The sequence below is a fragment of the Kitasatospora sp. SolWspMP-SS2h genome (assembly GCF_003259315.1).
Classification (GTDB): domain Bacteria; phylum Actinomycetota; class Actinomycetes; order Streptomycetales; family Streptomycetaceae; genus Kitasatospora; species Kitasatospora fiedleri.
Window position 1 is genome coordinate 84,376 of record NZ_QLLT01000002.1, and the last position, 17,826, is coordinate 102,201.

At 76.1% G+C, this 17,826-nt stretch carries 13 protein-coding genes and 1 riboswitch; of the genes, 8 read left to right on the plus strand and 5 right to left on the minus strand.

All coding sequences use genetic code 11. From position 1 onward, the window contains the following. Positions 1–133 precede the first annotated feature (133 nt). Entirely contained in the window at positions 134–940 is an 807-nt protein-coding gene (locus K353_RS02645; RefSeq protein ID WP_111551932.1) for an SAM-dependent methyltransferase, read from the plus strand. Then, on the plus strand, positions 937–3,228 hold the full coding sequence (locus K353_RS02650) for a bifunctional diguanylate cyclase/phosphodiesterase (protein WP_233533318.1): 2,292 nt from the start codon (positions 937–939) through the stop codon (positions 3,226–3,228). The genes K353_RS02645 and K353_RS02650 overlap by 4 nt, the downstream gene beginning before the upstream one ends. Positions 3,229–3,366: 138 nt before the next feature. Here K353_RS02650 and K353_RS02655 read toward each other — a convergent pair whose 3' ends face one another. Then, positions 3,367–4,308: a phosphotransferase gene (locus tag K353_RS02655; protein ID WP_146616381.1), complete on the minus strand. Its 942-nt coding sequence runs from the start codon at positions 4,306–4,308 to the stop codon at positions 3,367–3,369. A 478-nt stretch (positions 4,309–4,786) separates the two neighbouring features. Here K353_RS02655 and K353_RS02660 point away from each other — a divergent pair, with 478 nt between their 5' ends. Both K353_RS02660 and K353_RS02665 read left to right on the plus strand, forming a co-directional pair. After that, the gene (locus K353_RS02660; protein ID WP_111551934.1) at positions 4,787–5,185 is read left to right on the plus strand and encodes a hypothetical protein; all 399 of its coding nucleotides are present in this window, start codon (positions 4,787–4,789) and stop codon (positions 5,183–5,185) included. A 131-nt stretch (positions 5,186–5,316) separates the two neighbouring features. Then, positions 5,317–5,769, plus strand: coding sequence for a DoxX family protein (locus tag K353_RS02665; protein ID WP_111551935.1), 453 nt, complete (start codon positions 5,317–5,319; stop codon positions 5,767–5,769). Positions 5,770–5,928: 159 nt separating this feature from the next. Here K353_RS02665 and ribA read toward each other — a convergent pair whose 3' ends face one another. Then, a complete protein-coding gene (gene ribA / locus K353_RS02670) occupies positions 5,929–6,585 on the minus strand; it encodes a GTP cyclohydrolase II (RefSeq protein ID WP_111551936.1) in 657 nt (218 codons plus the stop codon). Positions 6,586–6,935: 350 nt separating this feature from the next. On the opposite strand from ribA, the gene K353_RS02675 reads away from it, so the two are divergent. Next, positions 6,936–7,706 (plus strand): VOC family protein, encoded by a 771-nt coding sequence (locus tag K353_RS02675; protein ID WP_111551937.1) that lies wholly within the window; start codon positions 6,936–6,938, stop codon positions 7,704–7,706. A 16-nt stretch (positions 7,707–7,722) separates the two neighbouring features. On the opposite strand, the gene lnt is transcribed toward K353_RS02675, so the two are convergent. Both lnt and cobN read right to left on the minus strand, forming a co-directional pair. After that, positions 7,723–9,282: an apolipoprotein N-acyltransferase gene (gene lnt, locus K353_RS02680; protein WP_111551938.1), complete on the minus strand. Its 1,560-nt coding sequence runs from the start codon at positions 9,280–9,282 to the stop codon at positions 7,723–7,725. 92 nt (positions 9,283–9,374) lie between these two features. Beyond that, entirely contained in the window at positions 9,375–12,983 is a 3,609-nt protein-coding gene (gene cobN / locus K353_RS02685; RefSeq protein WP_111551939.1) for a cobaltochelatase subunit CobN, read from the minus strand. A gap of 186 nt (positions 12,984–13,169) precedes the next feature. Beyond that, positions 13,170–13,234: riboswitch (cobalamin riboswitch) on the minus strand. A 259-nt stretch (positions 13,235–13,493) separates the two neighbouring features. Here cobN and K353_RS02690 point away from each other — a divergent pair. From K353_RS02690 to K353_RS02700, 3 genes are read left to right on the plus strand one after another with little or no spacing between them, the layout of a single operon-like run. Next, positions 13,494–14,783, plus strand: coding sequence for a hypothetical protein (locus K353_RS02690; protein WP_233533319.1), 1,290 nt, complete (start codon positions 13,494–13,496; stop codon positions 14,781–14,783). Beyond that, complete coding sequence (locus K353_RS02695; protein WP_111551940.1) at positions 14,780–15,406, plus strand: precorrin-8X methylmutase; 627 nt, start codon at positions 14,780–14,782, stop codon at positions 15,404–15,406. Before K353_RS02690 ends, K353_RS02695 begins: the two co-directional genes overlap by 4 nt. Further along, on the plus strand, positions 15,403–17,007 hold the full coding sequence (locus tag K353_RS02700) for a precorrin-2 C(20)-methyltransferase (RefSeq protein WP_111551941.1): 1,605 nt from the start codon (positions 15,403–15,405) through the stop codon (positions 17,005–17,007). Before K353_RS02695 ends, K353_RS02700 begins: the two co-directional genes overlap by 4 nt. Positions 17,008–17,026: 19 nt before the next feature. Here the strand turns inward: K353_RS02700 and K353_RS02705 are convergent, their stop codons facing one another. Next, positions 17,027–17,785 carry a cobalt-precorrin-6A reductase gene (locus K353_RS02705; RefSeq protein ID WP_111551942.1) on the minus strand — a complete coding sequence of 253 codons (759 nt, stop codon included), beginning with the start codon at positions 17,783–17,785 and terminating at the stop codon, positions 17,027–17,029. Positions 17,786–17,826: the final 41 nt, after the last annotated feature.

Sequence of the window (17,826 nt, forward strand, 5' to 3'; positions counted from 1 at the left end):
GCCGCGCACACGTGCCGCGGCGCGCCGCCGTTCGGCTGCCGGCGCTTGCGACCCGGATCGGAAGTGTAGGAGGATCTTGTTGTCCTCTTGCCATTTTCGACTGCCGGGCCGGAAGGCCGGAAGGAGTGCCGTCATGGCGCGTCCGAACTGGGTGCCCGCGGGGACCGACCTCGACAAGCCGAACGCGGCCCGGGTGTACGACTACTACCTCGGCGGTTCGCACAACTTCGAGGTCGACCGGCAGATGGCGCGCAAGGCGATCGAGCTCTGGCCGGACCTCCCGATGATCATGCGGGCCAACCGGGCCTTCCTGCGCCGCGCCACCCAGTTCGCCGCCGCCGAGGGCATCAGCCGCTTCCTGGACATCGGCTCCGGCATCCCCACCTTCGGCGCCGTCCACGAGGTGGCCCGCGAGTACCGGCCCGACGCGCGCGTCGTCTACGTCGACATGGACCCCGTCGCGGTCGCCCACAGCCGCCTCATCCTGGCCGACGACCCGCTCTGCCCGGTCGTCGACGCCGACCTGCGCAACACCGACGACCTGCTGGCCCGTCCCGAGGTCGAGGAACTGCTCGCCCCCGGCGAGCCCGTCGCGGTCATCCTGAACGCCGTCCTGCACTTCGTCACCGACGACGACCACCCGGAGCAGATCCTCGCCAAGCTCCGGGAGGCCCTGCCCAGCGGCAGCATGCTGATCCTCTCGCACGCCTCCCTGGAGGGCCGCCCCGACCAGGCCGGCTCCCACCAGAGCCTGTACCGCTCCACCCCGACACCGCTCACCATGCGCAGCCGCGAGCAGATCGCCGCCTTCTTCACGGGCTACGACCTGGTCGAGCCCGGCATCGTCTACCTGCCCGAGTGGCGCCCCGACGACGCGGAGTCGGTCGGCCCGCACCCCGAGCGGATGACGGGGATGGCCGGCGTCGGGCGCCTGTCGTGAACCGGTCGCCCGGCGCGGACGAGCCCCCCGGCCCGGCCGCGGGGGGAGCGGCGGACGCACCGGGCGCGGCGGAGGCGGCGGGCGGGGCGGCGGGCACGGTGGGCGGGGCGGAGGCGGCGGGCGGGGCGGAGGCGAGCGCCGGGTTCCGCGACGCGTGGGCCGCGATGCTGCGGGCCGGGCACGGCGCCGCGGTGCGCCCCGGCGTGCTGAACCCGCTGATCGCCCGCACCGCCGAGCTGCTGCACCGCGCCTCCCGGGAGCAGCCGTTCCGCCCCGAACTGGCCAACCAGGCCGGGGCGCTGCTCATCGACAACCAGTTCACCGACCCGCAACTGCTCGCCGAAGCCGTCCAGTTGATCCAGCGGCAACCCGTCCCGGACGACCGCGGCCCGGTGCTCGGGGGCGCCTTCGCGGCCGGCTGGGCGGCCGCCCTGCGCGAGCGCACGCTGCGCGAGCAGGAGGCGATCCGGCTGGCCGCCGACACCGCCCGGCAGGAGGTCGAGAAGGCCCTGCGCGCCTCCGAGGCCCGCTTCCGCGCCCTGTTCGAGTCCGCGGCGATCGGCATCGGCCTCGGCGACACCGACGGCAAGATCCTGGCCGTCAACCGCGCCCTGGGCGACATCTTCGGCGGCGGCCCCGAGGACATGCGGGGCGTGCGGGTCGGCGACCTGGTCCACCCCGAGGACACCCCCGGCGTCTGGGAGGCGTACGAGGAGCTGATCGGCGGCAAGCGCGAGTACTTCCAGTTCGACAAGCCGTACTACCGGCGCGACGGCGAGGTGGTGTGGACCCACCTGACCGTCTCGCTGATCCGCGACGACGACGGCGTCCCGCTCTACCAGGTCGCCATGCTGGAGGACGTCACCGACCGCTACCGCCTCCAGGAGCGGCTGCGCCACCAGGCCACCCACGACCCGCTGACCGGCCTGCCCAACCGGGCCGCGTTCTTCGAACGGCTGGAGAAGCTCTTCGAGGACCCGGAGCCGGACGCCCGCTTCGGCCTCTGCTACGTCGACCTGGACGGCTTCAAGATCGTCAACGACAGCCTCGGCCACGACATGGGCGACCAACTGCTGACCGTGGTGGCCGGGCGGCTGGAGAGCGCGCTCAGCCCGCTCGGCCACATGGTGGCGCGGCTCGGCGGCGACGAGTTCGTGGTGCTGCTGGAGAACTGCCGCGGCGAGCAGGAGGCCGTGGCCGCCGCCAAGACCGTCCTCGCCGCGCTCACCAAGCCCGTGGTGATCGGCGACCACCGGCTGGCCGTCGGCGCCAGCGTCGGCGTGCTGGAGCGGCGGATCGCCAGCACCACGCCCGGCGCGGCCGTCCGGGCCGCCGACCTCACGCTGTACCGGGCCAAGGAGGCCGGGCGGGGCCGGTGGACGCTGTTCGACCCGGAGGAGAACGCGCGCGCCGTCAGCCGGTACGCGGTGTCCGTGCGGATGCCCGCGGCGCTGGACCGCGGCGAGTTCTTCATCGACTACCAGCCGATGGTCGACCTGGCCTCCGGCACGATGACCGGCGTCGAGGCGCTGGTGCGCTGGCGGCACCCGCAGCTCGGGGTGCTCGGCCCGGAGGAGTTCGTCGGCGTCGCCGAGGAGACCGGACTGATCATGCCGCTCGGCCGCTGGGTGCTGGAGCAGGCCTGCGAACAGGCGGCCGACTGGGTCGCCCGGTTCGGCGACCGGGCACCCCGGGTCAGCGTCAACCTGGCCGTCCGGCAGGCCCGCAGCGCCGGACTGGTCGGCGACGTCGAACGCACCCTGCGCACCACCGGCCTGGAGCCGTCGATGCTCCAACTGGAGATCACCGAGTCGACCGTGGTCGGCCCCGAGGACGAGGCGCTCAAGGCACTGCACGCCCTGGTCGACCTGGGCGTCTCGCTCGCCGTCGACGACTTCGGCACCGGCTGGTCCAACCTCGCCTACCTGCGCGACCTGCCGGTCTCCAACCTCAAGATCGCCGGGTCCTTCGTCGGCGACCTGCACGACCCCACCAAGGACACCCACCTCGGCTGGCGGATCGTCAGCGGCCTGGTCTCGCTCGCCCACACCCTGGGCCTGACCGTCACCGCGGAAGGCGTGGAGAGCCGCGCCGACGCCGAGCGCCTGCGCCTGATGGGCTGCGACCTCGCCCAGGGCTGGCACTTCGGACGGCCGGTGCGCCCCGCCGAGATCGCCCGGCGGATCGCCGAGACCGGGACCGAGACCGGCCTTGAGGACGCGCCGGAGGCGTGGGACGGGGACGGGGCCGGGGACGGGGCCGATTCGGGGTCCGGGGCCGGAGCCTGATCCTGGTCCGGGGCCTGATCCTGGCCCGGAGCCTGATTCGGAGCCGGCGAGTTCGCGCAGGACCGGGACGAGGACCTCGCGCAGCCAGCTGCGGTTGCGGGCGAAGCGGCGGGGCTGCTCCGGACGGCCCGAGACGTGTCACAGCCAGGCCGACAGGGCGCCGGAGAGCGGGAGTTCACCGGTCTCCGGGCGGTGCAGGCCACCGGTGCGCAGGGTGGTGACCAGCTGCTCGCCCCAGGAGCTGCCGTCCAGCAGGCGGCCCAGCTCCAGGGCGAGACTCGCGCGGTCGACCACGGCCGGGCCGTCGGCCAGGGACTCGCCCCAGCCGACCGGTCCTGTGACGGCCGGCGGCGGTCCGTCCCCGCCGGGGGAGCGCAGCAGCAGGTTGCCCGGGGTGAAGTCGCGGTGCGTCCGGGCCACTTGTACCGGTCGGCCGGTCAACTCGCGGCGCAGGAAGGACCGCAGGGCGAGCAGCCCGGCGGTGCCCTCCGCGCCACGGCACCAGCGCACCCGGTCCGAGAGCATCGCCAACCGGTGGCCCAACCAGCCGTCCACCAACCGCCCGTCCCGGCTCAACCCATCCGTCGCGCCGTGCAGTTCGTCCAGGACGCCGAACGCGGACGCGGTCAGCCGTCCGGCCGGCTCCGGTCGGCGGGACAGCAGGACGTCGCCCGGGACGCCCGGCAGCAGCCCCTGCACCAGCACCGGCGGCCGGCCGTCCAGCCGGGAGTCGACGGTCTCCGGCAGCAGGCCGCGCAGCCCGGGCGACCGCAGCTCCGAGGCCGGCACCGCGACCGCATCCCGCTCGCGCACCAGCGCCCGTACCGCCTCCCGGGTACGCGGGCACTTCACCGGCACCGGCGGCCCGCCGCCGACCGAGCGCCGCCGCGCCACCAGCACGTCCGAGGACCCCGGCGCCACCGCCTCCCACCGCCCGGGCCCCAACTCCCGTGCCACCAGCCGTAGTCGCAGCCCGTCCGCGACCCGCCCCGCCACCCTCGGCGACACCAGTACCAGCCCGCCCGCGACCTCCCGCACCCCCATCAACACGTGCAGCGGAGCACGACTGCCGACGTTCATCCCCACCCCCGCCCGCCCCCGGCTCCGACCCCCGACGTCCGGAGACCGACCCGCCACCCGCCCGACACCACCCGGCCGACGGTGCGCCGGTCCGGCGCGGCGGGGTGGTCCTCGGTGCCCGGGGGCCCGCTCGCCGCGACCACCGGGCGTGCGGGGCGGGTGGGGCGCGCGGGCGAGGTCCGGGCCCGGCCCGTCGCGGGTCCGGTCGTGGGCCGGGCGGAGCTGGTCGGACTGGTGGTCATGGCGCTCTCCGGGGGAGCGACGGGGTACCGGACGCGGATGCTTCCACCGTCCGCCCGGAACGCAACGCGGCCCGGGCGGATCCGGCTCCCGGTCGACCCGGCGTGTCCGGGCGGGGGCAGCGCGTCGGCGCTGCGGGCCCGGACGGCCACCGAACGGCCACCCGCCGTCACCGTCCCGCCGCGCCCGATCGGGCCGTCCCCGGGTGCGGTTCCGCGCCTTCCCCTAGGGTGGGGCGGTGTTCAACCGACTGGAGATCGAGATCCGGGCGACCGTCCGTTCACCCGCCCAGGTGCGGGTCCGCGTCGACGGCGAGGACCTGGTGGAGGCTGCGGCCGGGCCCGACGGTCTCGGCAGCTACGCCCCCCGATTGCTGCCGGCCGACGGGGACGGCCCGCTCCGGGCGACCGACCGGGCCCGCCGGGTGGAGCTCGGCGAACCCGAGTGCACGGGCGGCTGCTGCGGCTACCTGGCCGCCACCGTCCGGCGGTACGGCGAACTCGTGGTCTGGTCCGACTGGGAGACCCCGGACGACGGACCGCCCCTGCCCGACTTCCACTTCGACGCCCGGCAGTACGACGCCGAACTCGCCCGCGCCACGGCCGACCGCTGGTGGGACGCACCCCCGGCACCCTGAGCCTCCAGCGGCCCCGCCCCGGACTACCCGGCCGCGGGGCGGAAACTTTCCCGCCCCGCACCGATGAGTCCGGGCGGTCCCCTCCGTCGAAGCCGGTGAGAGCGACGACCACCGACCGGGGAGCACCTCAGATGTCCACCACCACGACCGCCACTGCCGCCACGACCGACACCGACACCGCCGCCACGACCGCCACTGCCGCGAAGCCCGGAAAGGCCGTCGTCCGGACGGTCTGGACGCTGCGCGTCCTGCTCGCACTGTTCTTCGCTCTGGCCAGCGCGCTGCCCAAGCTGCTGGCGCTCCCCGCCGCCGCCACCGTCTTCGACGCGATCGGGGTGGGCGACTGGTTCATGTACCTGACCGGCCTGGTGGAACTGGCCGGCGCCGTCGGCCTCCTGCTGCCCCGCCTGGCCGGGCCCGCCGCGACGGCGCTGATCGCCTTCCTGGCCTGCGCGTTCGTCACCCAGCTGACCGTCATGCACGGCGAGAACGCCGGCACCCCGTTCCTCTTCATGGTCCCGCTCGCCGTCATCGCCTGGCACCGCCGCACCGACACGACCGCCCTCCTCGGCCGCCGTCGCTGAACGTCCGCCGGAGCGCGTGGCCCGGGACGGGTCGAGACGCCGGGCCGGGCCGAGCAGGCGGCGGACGGCTCGCGCGTGTGGCTGTCCTTCCGCGGTCTCTTCGACCTGCGGCAGTGGAGGGTCCGTCACGTTCGGGGCGTTCAGGTGTCCCGTCTCCGGTCAGGCCGTGCTCACCCGCAGCATGTCGTGCGCGAGGGAGAGGGCCGTTCCGTCGGCCTTGGCGCGGAGGTAGCGGAGGTTGCTGGGGGAGAGGTGGACGCCGGTGGGGACGCGTTCGGTGATGGTGATGCCGAGGGCGGTGAGTTGGGCGGCCTTGTCGGGGTTGTTGCTGAGCAGGCGGATCGCGGGGGCGGCGAGGGTGGTGAGCATCTGGGCGGCGGGGGTGTAGTCGCGGCCGTCCTCGGGGAGGCCGAGGGCGGCGTTGGCCTGGTAGGTGTCGAGGCCGGAGTCCTGGAGGGCGTAGGCGTCGAGCTTGTTGTAGAGGCCGATGCCGCGGCCCTCCTGGCGGAGGTAGAGGAGGTAGCCGCCGGTCTCGGCGATCCGCTGGACGGATTCGCGCAACTGGGGGCCGCAGTCGCAGCGGGCGGAGCCGAAGACGTCGCCGGTGAGGCACTCGGAGTGCAGGCGCACGAGTGGGGCGGCGGTCGGGGACGGGTCGCCCAGGGCGAGGGCGAGGTGTTCGGCGCCGTCGGCCAGGCCGTGGAAGGTGTGGACGTCGGCCTCGACGCGGTAGCCGTCGCCGAAGGCGAGCGGGACGCGCACGCGGGAGCGCACGGTGGCGGCGGGGAGCTGTCGGCTGGTCTCGGGGTGCGTCATGTCGGGTCCCTCCGGGGCCGCGGGTGGTGGTCGCCTGCGCTCGCGGTCCGGTGCGAGCCGTCACCAGGTTGTTCAAATTCGAACCGAATCGTGCTCGCCCGACGCTACACCGTGGTTCCAATTTGAACAACCGGCGCTCCCGGCCGCATTCCCCCGTCCCGCCCGTCCCGTCCGTCCCGTCTCGTTCGTGCGCACGCGTCGCCCGCGCGGACGCGCCGCCCTCCCGTTCGGCCCACCAGCCCCCGGCTACCCGCCGGTATCCCGGCAAGGTGGAGGGGTGAGGCGGCGGGGCGGAGCGCGGGCCCGTCCGCGGCAGAGCGGTGCAGAGCGACCCTGGAGATGAACCGACCGTGAAGATCACCCGACCGAGCCCCGGCGCGCCCTGCTGGGTGGAGCTCGCCACCAAGGACCCGGCCGCCGCCAGGGCCTTCTACCACGAGCTGTTCGGCTGGCGCGCCGAGGCGGTGCCGGAGGAGGGGGCGGCGGGCTACACCCGGCTCTACCTGGGCGAGCAGCTCGTCGCCGGGCTCAGCGGCCTGACGCAGCCCGACCAGCCCACCGCGTGGACCATCGGCTTCCACACCGCCGACACCGACATCACCGCCGACGAGATCGCCGACGCCGGCGGCAGGCTGATCGCCGGGCCGACGGACGCCCTGGACTGGGGCCGGTTCGCGGTCGCCGCCGACCCGGTCGGCGCGGTCTTCTCCACCTGGCAGCCCGCCGCGATGCAGGGGGTCGACGTCCGCGACGAGCCCGGCTCGCTCGGCTGGGTCGAGCTCGCCACCCGCGACCCGCGGGCCGCCGCCGAGTTCTACGCCCGGGTGTTCGGCTGGAGCGTCAACACCGGTGAGATGTACACCGAGTTCGGCCTGGGCGGCCGGGACTTCGGCGGCATGATGGACATGTCCGACCAGTTCCCGGCCGAGGTCCCGCCCTACTGGATGCCGTACTTCGCGGTCGCCGACGCCGACCTCGGCGCCGAGCGCGCCGCCCTGCTCGGCGCCACCGTCACCCTCCCGCCCACCGACGTCCCCGACGGGCCGCGGCTGGCCGTCCTGCGCGACCCGCAGGGCGCGCTGTTCGGCATCCACGTGGTGGAGCCGGGCGGCGACGAGTAGCGCGGGCGGACGCGGCTCAGACCCGGGCCGGGGGCGCGCCGGCGGGCGCCGAGGACGGCGGCGGGCCCGGGCGGCGCCGTTCGCGCAGCAGCGGCCCGGCGGCGGTCCCGGCCGCCGCCAGCACCACCGCCAGCGCCGTCAGCGGCACCCAGTCGCCCAGCCGGACGTACCAGGTGCGGGCCGCCGGGTCGGCCAGCGCCAGCCGGACCGTCGCCGCGCCGGTCTCGTCGGTGCCCAGCCGCACCAGCCGCCGGCCCTGCGCGTCGTACGCCACCGACTCCCCGGTCAGCGCCGCCTGCACCACCGGCCGCCCGGTCTCCGCCGCCCGCAGCGCGCCCAGCGAGGCGTGCTGGGCCGGGGCCCAGGTGGACTGGAAGGTCGAGGTCGCCGACTGGTAGACGATCAGCGCGGCGCCCTGCTGCGCGCTGGTGCGCGACAGGTCGGGGAACGCCGACTCGAAGCAGATCAGCGCGCCCACCGGCAGCGGACGCCCCTCCCGGTCGGCCACCGGCAGCAGGTGCACCGAGCTGCCCGGGGCCCGGTTCTCGCCCGCCGCCGCGCTCACCCCGGCGATCCAGCCCAGCAGCGGGCGCAGCGGGATGTACTCGCCGAACGGCACCAGCCGGATCTTCCGGTAGCGCGCCACCAGGCCCGAACCGTCCACCAGCACCGCGTCCTTGGAGATCCGGCCGTCGGCCTTCCGGGCGTCCTCGCCGACCAGCAGCTGGGCGCCCGTGGTGCGCGAGAGCGCCGCCAGCCGCTGCACCGTCGCGGGGTCTCGGTCCAGGTCGTCGGTGGTCGAGCTCTCGCCCCACACCACCAGGTCCAGCGGGCTGCCGACCAGGCCGCGGGTGATCTTGACGTTCGCCTCCAGCCGGGCCTGCTCGTCCGCGGTCGAGCCGACCTGGACGAGCGCCACCGACGCCGAACCGGAGGTCGCCGGGGCGGCCTGCTCGGCGAACGCCAGCGGGCCCGCCAGGACGACGGCCAGCGCGGCCGCCCCCGCCGCCGCGCGCAGCCGCAGCTCGTGCGCGCACAGCAGCACCAGCAGCGCCGTGTTGACCGCGACCAGCGCCCAACTCACCAGCCACACCCCGCCGATCGAGGCCAGGCCGAGCACCGCCGGGTGCTCCCACTGGGTGGCGCCGAGCAGCGCCCACGGCCCGCCCAGCGCGCCCCAGGAGCGGACGAACTCGGCGCTCACCCACACCGCGGGCAGCACCGCGAGCGCCGCCGCCGCCCGGCGCGGCGCCGGCTCGCCGTGCAGCAGCCACCACGCGGCCAGGCCCAGCGGCGCCTGCAGCGCGCCGAACAGCACCGCCAGGACGGGCAGCGCCGGGCCGATCGACGGGATCAGCCAGTACATCCCGGTCAGGATGAACCCGGCGCCGAACCACCAGCCGCGCACCGCCGCCTCGCGCGGCCCGCCCGCCGCCCGCATCAGCAGCAGGCCGGGCACCAGCGCCGCCCAGGCCAGCCAGGCCAGGCCGACGCCGGGGAAGGTCAGGACGGGCAGGGCGCCCGAGGCCAGCGCGCCGTAGCGGGCCGGTCGGGTGAGTGCGGTTCGCAGGCTCATGCGGAGATTGTCCGCCCGGGAGGGCGGGAAGACACCCCTATTCGATCATCGGCATGTCAGGGACGCCCCCCTCATGCCCCGATCCCGCGGGCTCACTCGCCCTCCAGATCACCTTCCGTCTCCAGCAGCACCTGCCGCAGCTCGTCCAGCAGCGCCGCGTCCGGCTCCGCCCACAGGCCGCGCCCGGCGGCCTCCAGCAGGCGCTCGGCGATGCCGTGCAGGGCCCACGGGTTGGCCTCGGCGAAGAACTCGCGGTTGACCGGGTCGAGCACGTACTCCTCGGTCAGCTTCTCGTACATCCAGTCGGCGACCACCCCGGTGGTCGCGTCGTAGCCGAACAGGTAGTCGACGGTCGCGGCCATCTCGAACGCGCCCTTGTAGCCGTGCCGCCGCATCGCCTCCAGCCAGCGCGGGTTGACCACCCGGGCGCGGAAGACCCGGGCCGCCTCCTCGGTCAGGGTGCGGGTGCGCACCGTCTCGGGGCGGGTCGAGTCGCCGATGTACGCGGCCGGGCTGCTGCCGGTCAGCGCCCGGACGGTGGCCACCATGCCGCCGTGGTACTGGAAGTAGTCGTCCGAGTCGGCGATGTCGTGCTCGCGGGTGTCGGTGTTCTTCGCCGCCACCGTGATCCGCCGGTACGCGGTCTCCATCTCCTCGCGCGCGGGCCGCCCGTCCAGGCCGCGCCCGTACGCGTAGCCGCCCCACACCGTGTACACCTCGGCCAGGTCGGCGTCGGTGCGCCAGTCCCGGCTGTCGATCAGCTGGAGCAGGCCCGCGCCGTAGGTGCCCGGGCGGGAGCCGAACACCCGGACGGTGGCCCGGCGTTCGTCGCCGTGCTCGGCCAGGTCGGCCTGCACGTGGGCCCGGACGAAGTTCTGCTCGTCCGGCTCCTCCTGGCGGGCGGCCAGGCGCACCGCGTCGTCCAGCAGCGCCACCACGTGCGGGAAGGCGTCCCGGAAGAAGCCCGAGATGCGCAGCGTCACGTCGATCCGCGGGCGGCCCAACTCGGCCGCCGGGATCGGCTCCAGGCCGGTCACCCGGCGCGATGCGTCGTCCCACACCGGGCGCACGCCCAGCAGGGCCAGCGCCTCGGCGATGTCGTCGCCCGCGGTGCGCATCGCCGAGGTGCCCCAGAGCGAGAGGCCCACCGACGGCGGGAACTGCCCGTCGTTGTCGGCCCGGTAGCGCTCGACCAGCGAGGACGCCAGCGCCTGGCCGGTCTCCCAGGCCAGCCGGGACGGGACGGCCTTCGGGTCCACCGAGTAGAAGTTGCGGCCGGTGGGCAGCACGTTGACCAGCCCGCGCAGCGGCGAGCCGGACGGGCCGGCCGGGACGAAACCGCCCTGGAGGGCGTGCAGCACCGCGTCCAACTCGTCGGTGGTGGCGGCCAGTCGCGGCACCAGCTGGGCCGCCGCGAAGTCCAGCACGTCGGCGACGGCGGACGGCAGCCCGGCGGCGACCTTCTCCACCGCGGCCGGGTTCCAGTCCTCCGCCTCCATCGCCTCGACGAGGGAGCGGGCCCGCGCCTCGGCGGCGTCCGTCGCGCCCAGGGTGAGCGCCGCCTCGTCCAGGCCCAGCGCCTCGCGCAGGCCCGGCAGCGCGCGCACGCCGCCCCAGACCTGCCGGGCCCGCAGGATCGACAGCACGATGTTCACCCGGTCGGTGCCCGCCGGGGCCTGGCCCAGCACGTGCAGGCCGTCGCGGATCTGCGCGTCCTTCACCTCGCACAGCCAGCCGTCCACGTGCAGCAGGAAGTCGTCGAAGCCGTCGTCCTCCGGGCGCTCGTCCAGGCCCAGGTCGTGGTCGAGCTTGGCGGCCTGGATCAGCGTCCAGATCTGCGCCCGGATCGCCGGGAGCTTCGCCGGGTCCATCGCCGCGATGTTCGAGTGCTCGTCCAGGAGCTGCTCCAGGCGGGCGATGTCGCCGTAGGAGTCGGCGCGCGCCATCGGCGGCACCAGGTGGTCGACCAGGGTGGCGTGCGCCCGGCGCTTGGCCTGGGTGCCCTCGCCGGGGTCGTTCACCAGGAACGGGTAGACCAGCGGCAGGTCGCCGAGCGCGGCGTCCGGGCCGCACTCCGCCGACAGCGCCGCCGTCTTGCCCGGCAGCCACTCCAGGTTGCCGTGCTTGCCCAGGTGCACCACCGCGTGCGCGCCGAAGCCGCCGTCCGCGCGGTCCGCCGCGATCCACCGGTAGGCCGCCAGGTAGTGGTGGCTGGGCGGCAGGTCCGGGTCGTGGTAGATCGCCACCGGGTTCTCGCCGAAACCGCGCGGCGGCTGGATCAGCACCAGCAGGTTGCCCGAGCGGATGCCCGCCAGCACGAGGTCGCCGTCCGGGTTCTGCGACCGGTCCACGTACAGCTCGCCCGGCGCCGGGCCCCAGTGCTCCTCCACCCGCTCGCGCAGCCCCTGCGGGAGGGTGGCGTACCAGCGCCGGTAGTCGGCGGCCGGGATGCGCACCGGGTTGCGCGAGAGCTGGTCCTCGGTCAGCCACGCCTGGTCGTAGCCGCCCGCCTCGATCAGCGCGTGGATCAGCGCGTCGCCCTCGTGGGCCCGGTCGGTCCCGGTGTGCAGGCCCGGCAGGTCGTCGCCCAGGTCCATGCCCTCCGCGCGCAGCCGCTCCAGCAGCCGGATCGCCGACGCCGGGGTGTCCAGGCCCACCGCGTTGCCCACCCGGGCGTGCTTGGTCGGGTACGCGGACAGCACCAGGGCGAGCCGGCGCTCGGCCGCCGGGGTGTGCCGCAGCAGGGCGTGCCGCACCGCGATGCCCGCGACCCGCGCCGCCCGCTCCGGGTCCGCCGCGTAGACCGTCAGGCCGTCCTCGTCGACCTCCTTGAACGAGAACGGGACGGTGATCAGCCGGCCGTCGAACTCCGGCACCGCGACCTGCGTCGCCGTGTCCAGCGGCGACAGGCCGTCGTCGCTGGACTCCCACTGCGCCCGCGACCAGGTCAGGCAGAGGGCTTGGAGGATCGGACGGTCGAGGGCGGCCAGCGCCCCGGCGTCCCAGGCTTCCTCGTCCCCGCCCGCCTGCGCGTCCGCCGGGCGGGTGCCGCCCGCCGCCAGCACGGTCGTCACGATCACGTCGGCCGCGCCCAGCTCCGCCAGCAGCTCCGGCTCCGCCCCGCGCAGCGACGCGCAGAAGTACGCCCTGGCCCGGGCGCCCCGGTCCTCGACCGCCCGGCAGAGCGTCTCGACGAACGCCGTGTTGCCGCTCATGTGGTGCGCCCGGTAGTACAGCACCGCGACGACCGGGCCCTCGGCGGTGCGCGCCTCCCGCGCCAGCGGACCCCAGGCCGGGGCCGAGGCCGGGGGCGCGAAGCCGTGGCCGGTCAGCAGCACCGTGTCGGAGAGGAACGCGCCCAGCTCCGCCAGGTTCGCCGGACCGCCGTGCGCCAGGTACGCGTGCGCCTCCGCCGCGATGCCCGCCGGGACGGTCGACAGCTCCATCAGCTGCGCGTCCGGCGCCTGTTCGCCGGTCAGCACCACCACCGGGCGCGGCCCCGCCAGCAGCGCGTCCAGCCCCTCCTGCCAGGCCCGGCGCCCGCCCAGCAGGCGCACCACCACCAGCTCCACGCCCTCCAGCAGCGCGGGCAGCTCCTCGGGCGACAGCCGCGCCGGGTTGCCCCAGCGGAACGGCACCGGGCCGCTCGACGCCCGGGCGCTCAGCAGGTCGGTGTCGGACGTGGACAGCAGCAGGATCATGCGGAGGCCCTCCCGGGCGTCTCGGACGGCTCGGACAGCGCGGGGCGGACGGCGCGGGGCAGCCCGGCACGGGCGGCGTGGGACGGCCCGGCGACGGCGGGCGCCCGCCGGGGCACGGGCATGCGGCAGCGCATGGAACAGCCTTCCTCGGGGTCCTCGCCCCGGGCGGTGGAGGACGGCCGGAGTTCCTGGCTCCCGCGGCTCACTGAGCCGCGGTCACAGTGGCGGGACCGCCCCGGATTCGCACCGGACTTCCTCCGCTGTGCCGTCGCTGGCAGCGGACGCCCCGAGAGGCGCCCGGCAGCATCGTACGGGGTGATCGGCCCCCGGGGGAGTGTGACCTGTGACGCTGACCGAAACCCGACCGTCCGCACCCCCGCCCCCTCCCCGCCCCGCCCTGAGCTGCGCAATCGCCGGCCCGGCCGGACCGCGGGCCGGACGCCCGGGCGGACCCCGGGTGTGACGCACGAGGCGGTGGCGCGCCCGCACCCGATGGGTATGCTCGCCGCCATGCCACCCACACCCGACGCCGCCCAGGCACCCTCCGTCGGGCCCGACCGAGGCCGCGCCGACGCCTGCCCCGGCGCGCTCCGCCTGCACCCCGCCGAGGACGGCAACCTCGCCCGACTCCGGCTGCCCGGCGGGTTCCTGACGCCCCGTCAGCTGCTCGCGGTCGCCGACGCCACCGACGCCCTCGGCGACGGCGAGGTCGAGATCACCTCGCGCGGCAACGTCCAGCTGCGCGGCCTCGCCGACGGCTGCGCCGCCGACCTCGCCGAACGGCTGCGCGCCGTCGGCCTGTTGCCCTCCGACACCCACGAGCGCGTCCGCAACGTGGTCGCCTCGCCGCTCGCCGGGCTCGACGGTCGGGGCGTCGGCGGAGACGGGATCGCGCCCTGGGTACGGGAGTTGGACCGGGCGCTGTGCGCCGCGCCGTGGGCCGCCGGGCTGTCCGGCAAGTTCCTGTTCGCCCTCGACGACGGCCGCGGCGACGTCGCCGCGCTGAACGCCGATGTGACCTTGATCGCAGTCGGCGCCGGCCGCGCCCTGCTCCGCCTCGGCCGGGCCCGCCGCGCCACCGCCGTCGACACCCCCGTCCCGGCCGCGCTCGACGCCGCCCGCCGCTTCCTCGACCTCGCCGCCGGCCGGGCCTGGCACCCGCGCGAGCTCCAGGCCGAGCTGCCCGAGGGCGACGTCCCGCTGCCCCCGTTCGCCGGGGAGCCGCCCGCGCTCGGCGCGGTGGGGGCGGCAGGTGTGGCGGGCGCGGCGGGCGCGGTGGGGGCGGCGGTCGGCGGCCTCTCGGTCGGCCTGCGGTTCGGGCGGGCGGGCAGCGCGCAGTGGCGGCTGCTCGCGGCGGCGCTGGGCGAGGGGGCCCGGGAGGGCGAACGCGGTGCGGGCCCGCGGGCCGCCCGGCTCACCCCCTGGCGCGGCGTCGTGCTGCCCGGCGCCGACGGCTCCTGGCTGCCGCGGCTGGCCGACGCCGGATTCCGCACCGTCCCCGGCGGCCCCTGGGAGGGCGTCACCGCCTGCACCGGCCTGCCCGGCTGCGGGAAGTCCCTCGCCGACGTCCGCGCCCAGGCCGCCCGGGCCGTCGCCGACGTCCCCGCCGAGGGGCTGCCCGTCCACTGGTCCGGCTGCGCCCGCCGCTGCGGACACCCCGCCGGCCGCTGGGTCGACGTGCTGGCCACCGCGGCCGGACACCGCGTCACCGTCGACGGCGCCGCGCGCGACACCGAAGAGAACGAAACGGCCGAGGCAGTCGCCGAAGCCCGGAACACCCCATGGCGGAGGCCCAAATGATCGACTACGAGAAGGACGGCGCGGCCATCTACCGCCAGTCCTTCGCCACCATCCGGGCCGAGGCGGACCTCGCCCACCTGCCCGCCGACGTCGCCCGGGTCGCCGTCCGGATGATCCACGCCTGCGGCATGACCGACCTGGTCGACGACCTGCTCTGGTCGCCGAACGCCGTCGCCGACGCCCGCCGCGCCCTGCTCGACGGCGCGCCGATCCTGTGCGACGTCAACATGGTCGCCAGCGGGGTGACCCGCAAGCGGCTGCCCGCCGGCAACGAGGTGCTCTGCACCCTCACCGACCCCGCCGTCCCCGAACTCGCCCGCGCCATGGGCACCACCCGCAGCGCCGCCGCGATGGAACTGTGGCTGCCCCGGCTGGAGGGCGCGGTCGTCGCCGTCGGCAACGCCCCCACCTCGCTGTTCCGCCTGCTGGAGCTGGTCGAGGCGGGCGCGCCCCGGCCCGCCGCCGTGATCGGCGTCCCGGTCGGCTTCATCGGCGCCGCCGAGTCCAAGCAGGCCCTCGCCGACCACCCCTCCGCCCTGGAACACCTGGTGGTCCGGGGCCGCCGCGGCGGCAGCGCGATCGCCGCCGCCGCCATCAACGCGATTGCGAGCGAAGAAGAATGACGGACAGTCAGCAGAGCGGCCGCGGCGTCGGCCGGCTGTACGGCGTCGGCGTCGGACCGGGCGACCCCTCGCTGGTCACCGTGCGCGCCGCCGAACTCATCGGCAAGGCCGACGTCATCGCCTACCACTGCGCCCGGCACGGCCGCTCGCACGCCCGCGCCATCGCCGAACGGTACCTGACGGGCGGTCAGCTCGAAGAGCGGCTGATGTACCCCGTCACGGTGGAGACCACCGACCACCCCGGCGGCTACCGCGGCGCGCTCGACGACTTCTACCAGGAGGCCGCCGCCCGGCTCGCCGCCCACCTCGACGCCGGACGCGACGTCGTCGTCCTCGCCGAGGGCGACCCGCTGTTCTACGGCTCCTACCAGCACATGCACAAGCGGCTCGCGCAACGCTACCCGACCGAGGTCGTCCCCGGCGTCACCTCGATCAGCGCCGCCGCCGCCCGGCTGGGCACCCCGCTGGTCGAGGCCGAGGAGATCCTCACGATCATCCCCGGCACCCTCCCCGAGGAGGAGCTCGCCGCCCGCCTCGCCGCCACCGACTCCGCCGTCGTCATGAAGCTCGGCCGGACCTTCCCCGCCGTCCGCCGCGCCCTGGAGCGCACCGGCCGGCTGGCGGACGCCCGCTACGTCGAGCGCGCCACCATGGACGGCGAACGCACCGGGGCGCTCGCCGGGATCGACCCGGAGAGCGTGCCGTACTTCTCGGTCGCCGTGCTGCCCAGCAAGGTCGCCGCGCTCGACTCCGCCGGGCGGCCCTTCGCGGCCCCGGCCCAGGACGGTCCGGAGGTGCAGGACGGCCCGGAGGTGGTCGGCGAAGCGGTCGGCGAAGCGGTCGGTGAGCCGGTCGGCGAGGTGGTGGTGGTCGGGACCGGTCCCGCCGGGCCGCTCTGGCTCACCCCCGAGGCGCGCGGCGCCCTCGCGAACGCCACCGACCTGGTCGGCTACACCACCTACCTGGACCGGGTGCCCGTCCGCGCCGGGCAGGTCCGGCACGGCTCCGACAACAAGGTCGAGGGCGTCCGGGCCGAGTTCGCCCTGGAGCTGGCCCGCCGGGGCCGCCGGGTCGCCGTGGTCTCCTCCGGCGACCCCGGCGTCTTCGCGATGGCCACCGCCGTCCTCGAAGCCGCCTGCGAGGACCCCTACCGGGACGTCCCGGTGCGGGTCCTGCCCGGCATGACCGCCGCGCACGCCGCCGCCTCCCGGGCCGGGGCGCCGCTCGGCCACGACTACGCGGTGATCTCGCTCTCCGACCGGCTCAAGCCCTGGGAGGTGATCGCCCGCCGGCTGCGCGCCGCCGCCGAGGCCGACCTGGTCCTCGCGCTGTACAACCCCGGCTCCAAGTCCCGCACCACGCAGGTCGGTTCGGCCCGCGACCTGCTGCTGGAGTACCGCTCCCCGGAGACTCCGGTGGTGCTGGCCCGGGACGTCGGCGGTCCCACCGAGCGGGTCCGCACCGTCGAACTCGCCGCGCTCGACCCGGCGGACGTCGACATGCGCACCCTGCTGCTGGTCGGCTCCACCCAGACCCGGTGGGTGCGGCGCGGCGGCGGGGCCGAGGTGGTGTGGACGCCGCGCCGCTACCCCGAGGAGTAGCGGGGTGGTCGCCGGTGCGTCAGGCCGGGCGGGCCCGGCAGCGGTCCAGCCGCCGCACCCAGTCGGCCGCCCCGGCGACGTCCGGGGCGGTGCGCACGCCCTCCGGGGCGGCCGGGCGCTGCACCACGACCACCGGCAGGCCCAGTTCGCGGGCGGCGGTCAGCTTGGGGGCGGTGGCGGCGCTGCCGCTGTCCTTGGTCACCAGCACCTCGATGCGGTGCGCGCGCAGCAGCGCCCGCTCCCCGTCCAGGGTGAACGGGCCGCGCTCCAGCAGCACGTCGGTGGCGGCGGGCATCGGCGGTTCGGGCGGCTCGACCGAGCGGGCCAGGAAGGTCAGGCCGTCCAGGTGCGCGAAGGCGGCGATGCCCTGGCGTCCGGTGGTCAGGAACACCCGGGTGCCGAGCGCGGGCAGCGCCTGCGCGGCGGCGGCCAGGCTCGGCACCGGGTGCCAGCGGTCGCCGTCCTGCGGGTCCCAGCCGGGGCGGCGCAGCGCCAGCAGCGGGGTGCCGGTCTCGGCGGCGGCCAGCGCCGCGTTGCGGCTGATCCGCTCGGCGAACGGGTGGGTGGCGTCCAGCAGCGCGTCCACGGCGTGCGCGCGCAGCCAGGCGGCCAGGCCGGACGGGCCGCCGAAGCCGCCGATCCGGACCTCCCCGACGGGCAGCCGGGGCCGGGCCACCCGCCCGGCCAGCGAACTGGTCACCCGCAGCGCCGGGTCGGCCGCCAGCACGTCCGCCAGCCGGCGGGCCTCGCTGGTGCCGCCGAGGATCAGGACGTGCATGACGGGCTCCCGGGGCCGCTGCGGTCAGGACACACCACCCT

Excerpts from the sequence above, each read along its gene's own strand:
- lnt (WP_111551938.1), bottom strand. The coding sequence starts at position 9,282 with ATGAGCCTGCGAACCGCACTCACCCGACCGGCCCGCTACGGCGCGCTG.
- K353_RS02705 (WP_111551942.1), bottom strand. The coding sequence starts at position 17,785 with ATGCACGTCCTGATCCTCGGCGGCACCAGCGAGGCCCGCCGGCTGGCG.
- K353_RS02665 (WP_111551935.1), top strand. The coding sequence starts at position 5,317 with ATGTCCACCACCACGACCGCCACTGCCGCCACGACCGACACCGACACC.
- K353_RS02700 (WP_111551941.1), top strand. The coding sequence starts at position 15,403 with ATGACGGACAGTCAGCAGAGCGGCCGCGGCGTCGGCCGGCTGTACGGC.
- K353_RS02695 (WP_111551940.1), top strand. The coding sequence starts at position 14,780 with ATGATCGACTACGAGAAGGACGGCGCGGCCATCTACCGCCAGTCCTTC.
- K353_RS02655 (WP_146616381.1), bottom strand. The coding sequence starts at position 4,308 with ATGAACGTCGGCAGTCGTGCTCCGCTGCACGTGTTGATGGGGGTGCGG.
- K353_RS02690 (WP_233533319.1), top strand. The coding sequence starts at position 13,494 with ATGCCACCCACACCCGACGCCGCCCAGGCACCCTCCGTCGGGCCCGAC.
- ribA (WP_111551936.1), bottom strand. The coding sequence starts at position 6,585 with ATGACGCACCCCGAGACCAGCCGACAGCTCCCCGCCGCCACCGTGCGC.
- K353_RS02645 (WP_111551932.1), top strand. The coding sequence starts at position 134 with ATGGCGCGTCCGAACTGGGTGCCCGCGGGGACCGACCTCGACAAGCCG.
- cobN (WP_111551939.1), bottom strand. The coding sequence starts at position 12,983 with ATGATCCTGCTGCTGTCCACGTCCGACACCGACCTGCTGAGCGCCCGG.